This window comes from Mycoplasmoides fastidiosum, from assembly GCF_024498275.1.
Taxonomy (GTDB): Bacteria; Bacillota_I; Bacilli_A; order Mycoplasmatales; family Mycoplasmoidaceae; genus Mycoplasma_N; species Mycoplasma_N fastidiosum.
Map to the genome: position 1 here is coordinate 431,101 of NZ_CP101809.1, position 16,021 is coordinate 447,121.

The 16,021-nt window shown below is 34.6% G+C and carries 4 protein-coding genes; all 4 read left to right on the forward strand.

The genetic code is table 4. The features are described 5' to 3' along the window. Window positions 1-4 precede the first annotated feature (4 nt). The 4 genes from NPA10_RS01390 (at window position 5) to NPA10_RS01405 (ending at window position 15,985) form a co-directional block, all read left to right on the forward strand. Window positions 5-6,619 carry a hypothetical protein gene (locus NPA10_RS01390; RefSeq protein WP_256547756.1) on the forward strand — a complete coding sequence of 2,205 codons (6,615 nt, stop codon included), beginning with the start codon at window positions 5-7 and terminating at the stop codon, window positions 6,617-6,619. A 340-nt stretch (window positions 6,620-6,959) separates the two neighbouring features. After that, the gene (locus tag NPA10_RS01395; RefSeq protein ID WP_256547757.1) at window positions 6,960-7,244 is read left to right on the forward strand and encodes a hypothetical protein; all 285 of its coding nucleotides are present in this window, start codon (window positions 6,960-6,962) and stop codon (window positions 7,242-7,244) included. 331 nt (window positions 7,245-7,575) lie between these two features. Continuing rightward, window positions 7,576-14,190, forward strand: coding sequence for a hypothetical protein (locus NPA10_RS01400; RefSeq protein ID WP_256547758.1), 6,615 nt, complete (start codon window positions 7,576-7,578; stop codon window positions 14,188-14,190). Window positions 14,191-14,533: 343 nt separating this feature from the next. Then, window positions 14,534-15,985, forward strand: a complete 1,452-nt coding sequence (locus NPA10_RS01405; protein ID WP_256547759.1) for a hypothetical protein — start codon at window positions 14,534-14,536, stop codon at window positions 15,983-15,985. Window positions 15,986-16,021 lie beyond the last annotated feature (36 nt).

The following is a 16,021-nucleotide window of genomic DNA, read 5'->3' on the forward strand; positions in this document are numbered from 1 at the left end:
TGCTATGAACACCAAACTAAAAATTCTTAATAAGCAAAAATGGAATCCCAATTTATTCATTTTAGGACTAGTAACTCTAACGAGTTTTAGCTTGAGCATTAACCAAATGACTCAACATTATCCCCAATCATCACCCCATCATTTATTAACCCAACACCAACAAGCAATAACCGCTGTTAATTATGTCGCATGAACTGATAATACTTCTAAACGGATTATTGATGTTTTTCCGTTATCTCGTTTAGCAACCCGCGTATTAGATGCACTAAAAGCGACCGAAACAGCGGGTTCTTCCAAATATGATTTAGGGGTTAATTCCCAAGTCAATAAAGGAGAATTGGGACAAGTGAAATCTTTGGATTTAAGTGATTTAAATTTAACAGAAATTGATGCCATTTTAAACCCTGCTATTACTTGAGACAGTTTATGAAACATTAATTTGTCAAACAACCATTTTGGTGATTATGAAATTAAGTTTGACAAAGCCAAGATGCCTAAACTTTATAAAATTTTGGCATCGAATTCCCACCTAAACAAGATGATTAATGTTTCATCTTATGTCGAAGATCCGTACGACCAATCAACAGATGGCAGTGAAACCAGAACAAGTGCTCAAGCCCAATATGCAACTCCCATTCGGGATAATGTGCCCCGGTTTTTTGATGTTGCTTCCAATAACATTCGCGAAATTCCCAAATACTTTTTAAAAATTAATCTAGCTTATTTAAACATGAGCAATAACAAGTTGGGTTCAGGCACTGAAGCCGATCCAATGGGGATTTATGCCACACCGTGGTATTCATTAAGTTCATCCGCCAATAGTGCAAACCTTTTAAGTATTCAAGACCCTACTATTCGGGGTCCGTATGGCATTAATGTTTATAATTCTGGGGACAAAAAAGAAGGTAGTAGTACTGAATACAAATACAGCGACGAACAAGTTGCCCGCTGACGCCAATCACCTTGACCAATTCGGGGGTTAACATTTGGCAACTATAATGATGTGCCAAACCGAAGTAATGGTGATCAATTGGATACAAATGTAACCATTGGTACTGGAACTAATCCGGATACGGGTGGCAAAAGTCCGTATTTTAGTTTTTCTAATAATAATTTAGTCGCTCCAATGGTGTTCCGGAATACCAATGTCACATTTGATTCTAATTCTTCTACTTCCCCCCAACAAAAAAGTGTTAATCTGTACATTGGTTTGGATGATTATAAAAAATCAGGATACAAAAAAGCTCAAGAGGCAATCATCACCAAAGCTAATGAAAAAAATGATCAATCTAATCCTAATGCGAATGCGGAATTATTAGTGCCCCAACCCGATTCCATTTTTCCATTTATGGGTTTGAATGGTTGAACCACTGGCATTCGTCCGGGCTATAATTTTGCCCGCCCTTTGTTAAGTGTTTATTCGTTTCGTTCCTTTAATGGTTTTGGTTTATTAGAACAAAATCAAGATTCTCGGGGTAACGGGGTTGAAGGAAATGATTGGGACAACACAACAGAAACTTCAGCATCAACTGGGAGAGCAGATAGTGCAACAGCTTCCCAATCACAACAAAATATGCCTGATCCTTATGCTGGAACCACTACTTTAAGTGGGGGCACAGGTGTTACTTGAAAAGTTCCCAAACTGTCAGATTTTGGAAAAGAAGTAGATGGCAGTTGAACTGAATTGTATAATCCAAATGAAAGAGCAAATAACGCGCCCACTTTAGAAGAGTTCATTCTTGGAACAAATAATGGTGAAAAAAGTGGGTTTTGAGGGACTAAAGGGTTGGTTACAATTCCCAGAAATAATACCAATGATCGAATGAGTTTTTCATCTGATACTCACCAAACTTATTACAAACGGTACAAACCGTTTCGTACCTATTTAGTAACTGCCAAATCCTTTGCTAAATCAGAGCGGGGCACAGATTATGCCCCAGTTTTTGATGGAAATGTTTTCTATGATGCGCGGAATTATGAAAACTTTAACGCCCGCTTAAATTTTTCACCCTCAGGACGAAGTGAAATTGGGTTAATGGCCAACTATGCTGAAAACCCAATTAATCTTTTTAAAGGATATGGAAGGGTTCAAAATAATAGCAGTGTATCCAATAGTATTAGACACTTTGGCAGTATTTTTGGGAATCTACCAATTGTCAACCTAACCGTTGGTTCACCAGTCACTTGGGTCTCTAATATTAATCGTGACAGTAGTTTTGGTGTTGCCAAAAATACACCAATTCCATATACTTCATCATTAGTCATGAATAATGGTTTGTACAACTATTCGAGCTATTTCAATGTTGTTGATGAAATTAAAACCGAATTAGATCAAGAAACTAATTTTAGTACTCAAGTAAGTGCAACAAGTACTAATGGTTTAAATCTTTCTGAATACCAAAATAAATTTCCCCAAAATGTGCGGGCGGATGATATTTTAGATGGAAAAAATAAATTCTGAAAATCAACTAAAAAATTTGATGAAATTTACATTGAGCGCTTAAACCAAAATGATGTGAAATTAACTTACAATCCTGAAGCTGGATCACTAACTTATCAATATCGGGTTTATTCACCGGGTTATTCCCGTCAGGGGCGGTTGTTTAAACCAAATGATGATCAGGCAACAGCTGAAAAAGATAATACCCCAACGATTGATGTGACAGTTCATAAAACTGTGACCGGATTTGCTCAAGCCCAAATCCAGAAAGAAAATGATCAGGGAGAATTTATAACTTTTAGTTCAGATAGCATAACTAATAATTTAGTAGAGTATACTGCTCCAAAAAGTGCTAAAGCTCAAATTACTACAGTTGCAGACTATAGTAAAGTTAATGCTCAACTCATTGCTAATACTTTTAAAACCAATTATTTGGGTAATAAAATGGTTAACAATGCCCAACAAACCGCAATTGAAAAAGATCAGCATGCATTAACTAATGTGAATGCCCAATGAATTACAGAAATCATTAAAAACCAAGTCGATGGTACGGTTCAGTTTAAAGTTGAAATTCCTGACTACACTTTTGCCAATGGGATCAGTTTTAACTATCCAACTAAATTGAAATCGGCTGTTTATAAGTGAACCGGTTTACCAAAAACTAACACCACAGTAATTGGCAGAAATATTGCAGATGATAACGGACAACAAACGTTTGTGGAAACTACATTTGCGAATGATGCCAATCGGTTAAGCAAGTTCAAAGAAATCATTGCCAAACCAGCCAGTGCGATTACGGCCCAAGACATTTTTGCTTTAAAAGCGGTAACAACTGATGTGTCAACATGAACCACAGTTACTGCAAGCAATGCAAGTGATTATTTCACTTTGTTTCCGAATGATGCGAATGGAACTTTATTATGACAAGTGAAAATTCCGGGGGATTTAACTAATGGCATTCCTGAACAACGGATCACCGTGTTATGAGAACACTTGTTTAACCAAACAACCACTGTCACTTGAAAAACCCAAGCGCAATTAAATAACTTCTTGTTAGGCAAAACGCCTGAAGATATTAAAGCTGCATTTAAAACTAATCCCCAAACTTTTTTAGATGTGCTTAACAAACCAAATAACAACCAATTAACTACAGCTGATTTAGAAATTGAAGATAATAATTTCATTACCAATACCAATAATGGTCAAATTCGGTTCACGAATATTCGGTTAAAAAACCATTTTTTAAACGGGATTAAATACAATAATGGTCAGCCAGAAAACCAAGCTGCTGGGACTACACCAACTTATTTAACGATTCCAATTTCGCCTAACTACCAAGGTCAACGTCCGGTTTCTGTATTAACTTGAAAATCCGAAACTGAAGTCATTAAAAACATTAAAGATTATTTACAAAAAAACAATTTAGTTCAAGTTGATCCGAATAATGCACAAGCCACAACAATTGAAGAAGTTTTAAACCAAATGAATGTTTATGATTTGAAACAAGCAATTGTTAATAACAATCTAAACTTAACTGATATGAACTTGTTCACTCTACAAAACATTAATAAAAACAATTTTGCTTTAAAAACTAATTTGAATGAAAGTTTAGTCGCTAACAACACAACCGGGCAACTGACTTTTAAAAATTTACAGTTTAAAAATTGACAAGAAGCCAATAGTTTTGCAACACTAACCCATGATGTCCCAGAACATAGTGTGCAAGCTAGTCCGGTTGTTAACAGTTTTATTTGATCTAAATCCATCAGTTCGGCTTTAGCCAACAAATCAGTGTTAGAAGTCGAACAAATTTTCCGCTCTCCAACCCAAGCTCCAGCTTACATTGATGCATTAAATGTTGGTAAAAAAACTTTTAACGCGAACAATGTGAGTGAAAATCATTATCGAATTGATCCAACCAAAATTCAAGTTGATTTAGTTGCGGGAACGATTACGTTTGCAGCTAATGCAATAACTATGACTAATTATGTTGCAACTGCAGGTCAAGACCCAGTGGATCATGTGGTTACAGAAGTAAAAACTTATAGTTTACCCAACAAATATTTAACCAATTTCCAAGTAAATGCGAACATCACTTCTGCATCTGGGTTTAAAGATGATTATGCGAAATTTTATTTTGGTTACAGCTATAGTGCGGCTGGAATTACACAAGCACAAAAACAAGTTGTTGATGATGCGGTGGCAGGGTTAAAAACCCCGAACTTAGTCCACCAAACCACCCAAGTGGGTTCGAACTTAATCCGGAGATGACTGGTCAATAATAATGCGGCCCGCATTAATCCAACTGATTTAGAGCGCATTAATCAATTGAAACAATTATCAGCAAATGACTTTGTCAAAAAAACTGATTTTAGTGGCTATTTTTATTTACCAAATTATTTAGCATTTGTTAATTCAGCTGTGCCCACTGGAATTAACCGTACTTATTTTATTGCTGAACGAATTGAAGCATCAACTTTAGATTCTTCCATTTTAATTATTCGCAAACCCCACATTGTGAACTACTTAGCAAATGGCTCAACTGAATTACATCCAGTTAATGATTTCATTTATGTCAACTTCTTACGCAATGGTACAACTGTCACTTTTCATAAGTATGCCAACCAAACTGTTCCTGAGCAATTAAGCCAAGGTGAATTTAGTGCCAACTTACTAGGATCATTATGGCATGATGTTGACGCAGCCACTATGAAAGCCGATCTAGAATTTTTAACTGCCAATCGCAAAAATTTATCGGTCCGGGCATCACACCGTTGACGTTCGATTCAGCAAGCCTGAATTAGTACTTTCACCGCCAACAATGTGCCATATGGCGGATCATACGACACCACAATTGCTTATCCAGCTGAGATTGAAATTTCCAATGGAGAACGAACTTTAAAAGTTAATAAACTAATTTTTGCGCTATATGCCAACACCACGGATGAAAACAGTCCGGTAGTTCCTGATTATGAAATTGAAGTGGCCGAAATTTGGTATTTAAACACCGGAGCCAACACCGAATTTATTCGTAACCCCTTAACCGATTATGAAGACATTTTAAACCAACCCCCAAGTTTATTATTAACCCGGTTGGGTTTACAATTGGGAATTCAAGCTGATCCAAATTTCAGTTTCCAGCAATTTTTAAACGAAAAAGTGTATCACTTACGTAATGCAACTAATTCGGTTTTAACTAATGGCACTGATTCAACTAATGTCATTGGTCCGGTTGGCCAAATTGGGAACATTAGTTTAACTGGGAATGAATTGCGTTTAAGTCAAATTCAAATTCTTACCCCATGAGCTGAAGGAAAAATTGGACCCACTTTAGTTGTTCCCGATATTGTTTTATCTTTCGCAGTGAGCTCAACCGAATTATTACCCAATAACAACACTGTCATTATTGCATGATTACAAAACCGGTTTGGGACTAAATTATCAGTATCGGAATTATTATTTGATTTTCAAACAGCACTGCAGAATCAGTCATTTACTGAAACAGAATTTAATGCAATGTTACAAATGGGCAATGGCCTTTTATTTTTAAATTCAGTTTTTGCTGATCCTTTAACTCGGGCAATTTTAAGTCCAGGAGCTAAATTGACTGACTCAGTTTCAATTGATCATATTAGTGGTAAAATTATTTTGAAAAACCTACAAATTCTGCATGGATACCTTGATAATGTTCCCCAGAACGATCGAGTTATTAAGGTGCCTGAAATTACTTTGGTTGTTAATACAGCTTTCACTACTGCATTTGAACCTAATTTTGAAACACTAAAACAAGATGCGGCTTTAAATGAACTAAGTCCATCCGAAATTACAACCATTTTAAATCAAAATCAATCCCGATTACAATCACTAGTCCGGTTTGCTGATGATTACAAACAAATTGAACAACCCGAAGTAAGTGTTAGTGCCAATGATTTGTTAGGTAAATTGTATATTCAAGTGCGTTTCCAAAATTATTACAAAGACGGAATTAATCTTGGGGCTAAAACCTTTAATTACACTTTATCCAATTTCAAAAACCAATTACCTTTGGTTTTAGCCCCGGTTTTTGGTGGATCAAGTGGTCTTAGTTTGCTGGGTTTAGTCTATTATTTCTGAAGACGGAAATATTTAGGGAGCAAGAAATTTTATATGGCCAACACGGCTGTGAAAGTAAAGAAATAAGCTAAGCCCAGCAATTGAAAAAATTAGTAATCAAAAAAACCACAAGCTTTTAGCTTGTGGTTTTTTCTTGGATCGGCCAACTGCATATCACAAGATTGGTTATATCATCTGGGAGTTGATGTATTGGCTTAGCAATTAGCAAATAATTTTAATACCATAGTGGTATTAAGGTTATGTTAAAATTGTATTAATTTCACACAGTGAAAAACTCATTATCAAAATCTTGTTGTAACTTTTTTTCTAAAGATCGATTGTGTAAAATCAGTTGATTGTTAGATCCTTCCTTTTTACTCTTTTTTCAGTTACAAGTTGTCATGGTATAGATTTAACGCTATTTTCAATGACATCAGAATTCAAAAAGAATTTTTCTTTGCAAACTAGTCAAATCAAATGATACCAAGCAACTAAATGGTTAATTAGTTTTGGAATTTTGGCTTCAACCACCATTGGTTTCAGTGTTGCAATTTACTTGACCAAACAAGCGCATCATCAATATTTAGCTGATGCTAAATTTGATTCAACCCAAACCCGAGTTATTTCTATGGCTCAGTCTAATTTAGCAAATCCGTCGGGGGGGGGTTATTTACCACTAATTTTGCTGCCAATAATGAAATTAATTTATTAAATAATAAATTAATTTGCTCTCCTAAAATTTTAAGCCCAAACCTTAATAAAGGTTTGGGCATTTGGCGTTTACTAAAAATAATAAATTTGCAATTTTTAAAACTCCAAAGCATTAATTGAAAAATTAGGGTTCTTCGATTTAACCGGTTGAATTTTAAGGTCCGGAATTATTATCAAAGATTCCAACATTTAACGTTGTTGATATATCACTAAATAAGCTTAAAGGCAAACAGGGAGTAACCCAGTTGATTGGAACTCGTCTAACCAAATTTCGTTACTTAAAATCAGGGATGAAGATTGGTTTTTTATTAGTTAACACTAAATAATTTTTTATGAACCGCAAACGAAAATTACTGTTTCAAAATTTCCGACCAAATAATTGAATGATTTTCAGCCTAATCACCTTAACTAGTTTCAGTTTAAGTATCAGTCAAATGGCACAATTGAATTCTCAATTTAGCCGTGATCTTAAAACCCACAAAACTAACCAACAAGCAGCAACTGGTGCAACAACTGTTAATTATGTATCATGAAATGATACTAGTTCTAAACGAATTATTGATGTCTTTCCACTATCCCGCTTGGCAACGCGGGTATTAGATGCATTAAAAGCAACCGAACAAGCTGGAAGCCTTTCTAAATATGATTTAGGGGTTAATTCCCAAGTTGCTAAAACCGAATTACAGAAAGTTAAATCACTTGATTTAAGTGACCTAAATTTAACTGAAATTGATGCAATCTTAAATCCAGATATCACTTGGAGTGCATTATGAAACATTAATTTATCCAATAATCATTTTGGCGACTATGAGATTAAATTTAACAAAAATAATATGCCCAAACTTTATAAAATTTTGGCATCCAATTCTCATTTGAACAAAATGATTAATGTCTCTTCATATGTCTTAGACCCCGAAGATACTAGTGCTGAAGGTTCAACAGACAGAACTAATGCTCAGGCACAATATACAAATCCAATCCGCGAAAATGTTCCCCGCTTTTTCGATGTTGCATCAAATAATATTCGCGAAATTCCCAAATACTTTTTAAAAATTAATTTAGCCTATTTGAACATGAGTAACAATAAATTGGGTTCAGGGACTGAAACTGATCCAATGGGGATTTATGCAACGCCATGATATTCGTTAAGTTCATCGGCCAATAGTGCCAATTTATTAAGTATTCAAGATCATACTATTCGGGGTCCGTATGGGATCAATGTTTACAATTCTGGTGAGAAAAAAACAGGTAGTACAGATTATCAATACACTGATGAACAAGTAGCACGCTGACGCCAATCCCCATGACCAATTCGGGGATTAACATTTGGAAACTATAATGATGTTCCAAACAAAAATAGTAATGATCAATTAGATACAGGAATTACTGTTGGTTCAGGGACGACAGCAGATTCGGGATCTAAGAGACCATACTTTAGTTTTTCTAATAACAACCTTGTTGCACCAATGGTTTTTAGTAATGCTAATGTGACATTTGATTCTAACTCCTCCACTTCCCCCCAACAAAAAAGTGCTAACTTATACATTGGTTTAGATGATTATAAAAAATCCGCATATAAAACAGCTCAAGATGCAATCGTTACAAAAGCAAAAGAAAAAAATGATGAATCCAATCCTAATGCGAATGCGGAATTATTAGTGCCTCAACCCGATTCCATTTTTCCTTTTATGGGACTAAATGGTTGAACAAGTAGAATTCGGACTGGTTATAATTTTGCCCGGCCGTTATTAAGTGTTTATTCATTTCGGTCATTTAATGGTTTTGGTTTATTAGAACAAAATCAAGATTCTCGGGGAGATAATGAAGAAGGAAATGATTGGGATAATACAGTACCGTCAACAACAACATCTGGAAGTGGCAGTACTGGAGCAGCTAATCAGGATCAGTATGCTGGTACAACTAGTTTAAGTGGGGGCGGTATTCAATGAGAAGTGCCCAAACTTTCTGATTTTGGAAAGCAAGAAAACAGTAGCTGAACAGGGCAATATAATTCAAATGAACGAGCATCTGGTGCACCAACTTTAGAAGATTTCATTAATGGAACTAATAATGGAAAAAAAGTTGGTTTTTGAGGAACAAAAGGATTAGTCGATATTCCGAGAAATAATATTACTGGTCGAATGAGTTTTACTGATGAAAATGATCAAACTTATTACAAACGTTATAAACCATTCCGCACTTATTTAGTAACTGCTAAATCATTTGCTAAATCCGAACGGGGTGTGGACTATACACCCGTTTTTGATGGCAATGTTTTTTATGATGCGCGGAACTATGAAAACTTTAATGCGCGTTTAAATTTTTCACCATCAGGACGGAGTGAAATTGGGTTAATGGCTAACTATGCGGAAAACCCAATTAATCTTTATAACAAAAGTGCACAAGGAAAAGTTGTTAGCCGAACAGTTAAAAATAGTATTAAGCACTTTGGAAGTATTTTTGGCGATCTGCCAATCGTGAATTTAACAATTGGATCACCAGTAACTTGGGTCTCTAATATTGGTCGAGACAGTAGTTTTGGAGTGGCCAAAGATACACCAGTACCATACACTTCATCATTGGTAATGAATAATGGTTTATACAATTATTCTAGTTACTTTAATGTTGTTGATGAAATTAAAACCGAATTAGATAAAGACAGCAATTTTAGTACTCAAGTAGAATCAACAAGTTCTAGTGAGCTAAATTTATCCGAGTACCAAAATAAATTCCCCCAAAACGTGCGGGCCGATGATATTTTAGATGGCAAAAATAAATTTTGGAAATCAACCAAAAAATTTGATGAAATTTATATTGAACGATTAAATCAAAATGATGTGCAATTAACTTATAATCCTGAAGCAGGGTCATTAACTTATAAATTCCGGGTTTATTCACCGGGTTATTCTCGTCAAGGTCGGTTATTTAAACCAAATGATGCTCAAGCAACCGCAGCAAATAATAGTACTCCTACCATTGATGTGACGGTTAATAAAACTGTAACTGGATTTGCTCAGGCTCAAATTCAAAAAGAAAATGAGCGTGGTGAATTTGAAGATTTTACTTCAAATAATGTCAATAATGGTTTATTAGAATATACTGCTCCTAAAAGCATTAAAGCCAAAATTACTACAGTAGCCGATTACAGTAGTATTAACGCCCAATTAATTGCCAAAGCTTTTAAAACCAATTATTTGGGCAACAAAATGACTACAGGAAAACAACAAACTGAAATTGAAACTAATCAACACCAATTAGCAGAAGTTAATTCGCAATGAATTACTGACATTATTAAAAACCAAGTCGATGGCACAATTCAATTTAAAGTCGAAATTCCCGATTATACTTTTGCCAATGGCACTAGTTTCAATTACCCAACTAAATTAAAAACAGCTGTTTATAAATGAACTGGTTTACCAAAAACTAACACCACGATAATCGGAAGAAATATTGCCGATGATACTAGTTTACAAACCTTTGTAGAAAATACTTTTCAAAATGATCCAACTAAATTAGCATTATTTAAAGAAATTATTTCTAAACCAGCAAGTGCCATTACCGCTCGCAATATTTTTGATTTAGGTGCGGTAACTACTGATGTCTCAACATGATCATCAGTTAATAAACAAAATGCAGATCAATATTTCACTTTGTTCCCCAATGATGCCAACGGAACTTTATTATGACAAGTAAAAATTCCTGGTGAAGTTGGTAATGGTATTCCCGAACAACGCATTACAGTATTGTGAGAACACTTATTTAACCAAACTACAACTGTTACCTGAAAAACTCAAGAACAGTTAAATGCAGTTTTAATTGGCAAAACTCCCAACGAAATTCAAGCGCTGTTCAAAGCTAATCCAAAACAATTTTTAAATGTCTTAAATAAACCAAACAACAATGAATTAACAAGTGCAGACTTGGTAACTGATAATGAGAATTTCATTACCAACGTTAATAATGGGCAAATTCGGTTCACCAATATCCGGTTAAAAAATCACTTTTTAAACGGAATTAAATATAATAATGGTCAACCTGACAATAAAACAGCTGTAGCAGGAATTCCACCAACTTATCTAACAATTCCAATTTCACCTAACTACCAAGGTCAACGTCCGGTTTCTGCTTTAAATTGAAAATCAAGTAGTGAAGTAATTAGCAATATTAAAAAATATTTACAAACAAATAATTTAGTTCAAGTTGATCCTAACAACGAAAAAGCCACAACCATTCAAGAAGTTTTAAACCAAATGAATGTCTATGATTTAAAACAAGCAATTGTCAATAATAATCTAAATTTAACCGACATGAACTTGTTTAGTCTACAAAACATTAATAAAAACAATTTTGCTTTAAAAACTAATTTGAATGAAAGTTTAGTTACTAACAACACAACCGGTAAACTGACTTTCAAAAATTTACAATTTAAAAATTGACAAAAAGCGAATAGTTTTGACACTGTGACTTATGATGTGCCTGAACACACAGTGGATGCTAGTCCAGTTGTTAACAGTTTTATTTGATCCAAATCAATTAGTTCAGCATTGGCTAACAAATCAGTTCTGGAAGTCGAGCAAATTTTTAGTTCACCAACTTCAGCACCCGCATACATTGATGCATTAAATGTTGGTAAAAAAACTTTCAATGCAAATAATGTGAGTGCAAACCATTATCGTATTGATCCAACTAAAGTGAAAGTGGATTTAGTTGCGGGAACAATTACGTTTGAAGCCAATGCCATCACCATGACCAATTATGTTTCCCAAGCTGGTCAAGCTCCAGTTGACTATGTGGTACCAGATGCAAAAACTTACAGTTTACCCAATAAATATTTAACCAATTTCCAAGTTAATGCTAATATCACTTCTGCGGCTGGATTTAAAGATGATTATGCCAAATTCTATTTTGGCTACAGTTACACTGCAGCCGGAATTACTCCTGTACAAAAACAAGTTGTTGATGATGCGATTACAGCGTTAAAAACGCCAAACTTAGTGCACCAAACCACCCAAGTTGGTTCGAATTTAATCCGGAGATGATTGGTTAATAATAATGCAGCCCGCATTAATCCAACTGATTTAGTCCGAATTAATGAATTAAAAAAATCATCAAGTAATGATTTTGTTCAAAAAACCGATTTCAGTGGTTATTTCTATTTACCAAACTATTTAGCGTTTGTTAACTCAGCTGTATCCAGTGGGGTTAATCGCACTTATTTCATTGCTGAACGAATTGAAGCATCCACTTTAGATTCTTCGATTTTGATTATTCGTAAACCCCACATTGTGAACTATTTAGCCAATGGGGGCACAGAGCTACATCCGGTTAATGATTTCATTTATGTGAATTTTTTACGGAACGGGACAACCGTAACCTTTAAAAAGTATGCCAACCAGATTGTGCCTGAACAATTACGTCAAGGCGAATTTAGCGCTAATTTATTAGCGCCATTATGACATGATGTTGATGCAGCGACCATGAAAGCCGATTTAGAATTTTTAACTGCCAATCGGAAAAATTTATCGGTGCGCGCCTCCCACCGCTGACGTTCGATTCAGCAAGCCTGAATTAGTACTTTCACCGCGAACAATGTGCCATATGGCGGATCATATGACACCACAATTGCTTATCCGACTGAGATTGAAATTTCTAACGGGGAACGGACTTTAAAAGTCAATAAACTAATTTTTGCTTTATATGCCAACACCACTGACGATAACAGTCCGGTTGTCCCAGACTATGAAATTGAAGTCGCAGAAATTTGGTATCTAAATACCGGAGCAAATACCGAATTTATTCGGAATCCGTTAACTGATTACGAAGACATTTTAAACCAACCCCCAAGTTTATTATTGACTCGGTTAGGTTTACAATTGGGAACTCAAGCTGATCCAAATTTCACCTTCCAACAATTTTTAAACGAAAAAGTTTATCACTTACGCAATGCAACTAATTCGGTTTTAACTAATGGTTCAGATACTAATAACATCATTGGTCCAGTGGGCCAAATTGGCAACATTAGTTTAAGTGGTAACGAATTACGTTTAAGCCAAATTCGTATTTTAACCCCATGAGCTGAAGGGAAAATTGGACCCACCTTAATGGTGGCTGATATTGTTTTACCTTTCGCAGTTAGTTCAACCGAACTATTACCCAATAACAACACCGTTATTATTGCTTGATTACAAAATCGATTTGGAGCTAAACCATCAGTTTCTGAATTATTATTTGACTTCCAAACAGCACTGCAGAATCAATCATTTACCGAATCAGAATTTAATGAAATGCTAAAAAAGGGCAATGGGTTATTATTTTTAAATTCAGTTTTTGCTGATCCTTTAACTCAGGCAATTTTAAACCCAGCAACCAAATTAAACGATTCAATATCAGTGGATCATATTAGTGGCACGATTGTTTTAAAAAACCTACAAATTCTGCACGGATACATTGATAATGTGCCACAAAATAATCAAGTGATTGAAGTGCCTGAAATCACTTTAGTTGTTAACACGACTTTTACTACTGAATTCAAAGCTAACTTTGAAGAGTTAAATCAAGATGCAGTTTTCAAGGAATTAAGTCCATCTGAAATTACAACCATTTTAAATCAGAATCAACCCCGGTTACAATCACTAGTGCAATTTGCAGATGATTATAAACAAATTGAACAACCCGAAGTAAGTGTTAGTGCTAATGATTTATTAGGCAAACTGTATATTCAAGTAAATTTTCAAAATTATTATGAAAACGGGATTAATTTAGGTCAAAAAACCTTTCATTACACCTTGTCTAATTTTAAAAACCAATTACCTTTAGTTTTAGCTCCAGTCTTTGGTGGTTCAAGTGGCATTAGCTTGCTGGGTTTAGCCTATTATTTCTGAAGACGCAAATATTTAGGGAGCAAGAAATTTTATATGGCCAATACGGCTGCAAAAGTGAAGAAATAAACTAAGCCCAGCACTTGAAAAAATTAGTAATCAAAAAACCACAAGCTAAAAGCTTGTGGTTTTTTTCTTGCATCGGATAATTGTATATTACAAGATTGGTTATATCATGCAGGAGAGAAGGTGTTGTCTTATTTTAATATCTGTTCAATGCTTTTAATACCATAGTGATATTAACGTTATGTTAAAATGATATTAATTTCATACAATGAAAATTTTATTTTAAAAAACGTTGTAACTCTGTGATCTAAAAATCGACTGTGCAAAGCTAGTTGATTCGTTAGATTTTTATTTTTAATTTCTTTCAGTTACAAGTTGTCATGGTATAGACTTAGTGCTATTTGCAATGACATCAAAATTTGAAACCAATTTCACATCCCAAACTAATGATAACAAATGGGATCTATCTACTAAATGGTTAATTAATTTTGGAAATTTAGTATCTATTAATGTTGGCTTCAACACTTTAAGTTACTTGACCAAACAAATCGATCTGCAACACTTAGTTGATTCAGTGCAAATGATCATTGACCACAGCACTCAATCCAGTCACCCAACTCCGCCGGGGGGGGGTATAACTCCTACTAGTTGCAATAATGAAACAAATTTAAACACGTTTTTAGGTCGTGATTTAGATGACCTTAAAAACATCATTATTAAAACCAACACCAAAATAATTCCATTTCCAGGTAATTTAGCCAAAACTGGAATCTGAGCAGTAACAACAGCTGTGAGTTTGAACAAAAATAATCAAACCAGCACTGCAAATGCTTATAACGATCTGGATTTAAAATATGTTCAGTATAACAAGCAAACTAAAATTTATACTGATGTTAGATTTGCTTTGTTTCCAAGCTTATTTGGCACTGATTCTAATAACTGACCAGTTTTACAAAATTCTGATAATGGGTTAACTAAATTTTTCCCCAATTGTGCAATTCAAACGGCTGTGGTTAATCTTTTAGATGAACCAGCAGATGGGACTTTTTTTAAAACGAAATCATTTATCACATTTGATAAAACCAGCACTACTCTGGACTTATCCAATCATGCTTTAAACTCAATTGCCAAAATTTTTAACCCAAACCTCCGCTGAGGTTTGGGTCTTTATGATTTATTAGGTACAGCTAATGCTTCTGCTGAAATTACTACGGATTCGAATCACGAAATTCGCTATCAGGGTTTAAGTACGATTGATGTTAAAGACAATATTATCACTCATTTCCCCAACTTCAAATACAAAAATTTTCCGTCTTTAAAAAACATTTGGACCAGTGGAAATGCGATTCAAGTAATTGGTGATTTTAATACTCTCAATAATAATGGTTTATTACCTTCAAGTGAGTCTTTGACTAATGTTCCTGATGATGCAACCAGTGCTATTACCACTGATGCAAGCGGAACATTAACGAACACTAATAATTTCACAAGTTATCTATATCAGAAACAATTTGATGATGCAATTTTAAAAGCTTCATCAGATGCTTACAAATCATATAATTTTCAAGTGCCTTACACCTTAACTTACACCTTACCCCAAAATCATTCGATTCTGAATGCTTGGGAGAAACAAGATGTTCGAACTGGTAGTGGCCAAAAAATTCAAGTTTCTTTAGTTGATCAAAATGAGGATGATGTTTCTTCTGAAAATTTTGCTGATATCGACCGGGTCAGTTTGTATGCTAATGTCAATGGCTTAAATGTTTTTAATTTCCATTTTCAAGATTTAACAAGTGATGACAACCTAACCAATAATATCTCAATTACGTCGGGAGGTCTTCGATGAATAGAACTTTAATCAACAATGGGTATGATTTTTGAACTCAAGTTTTAG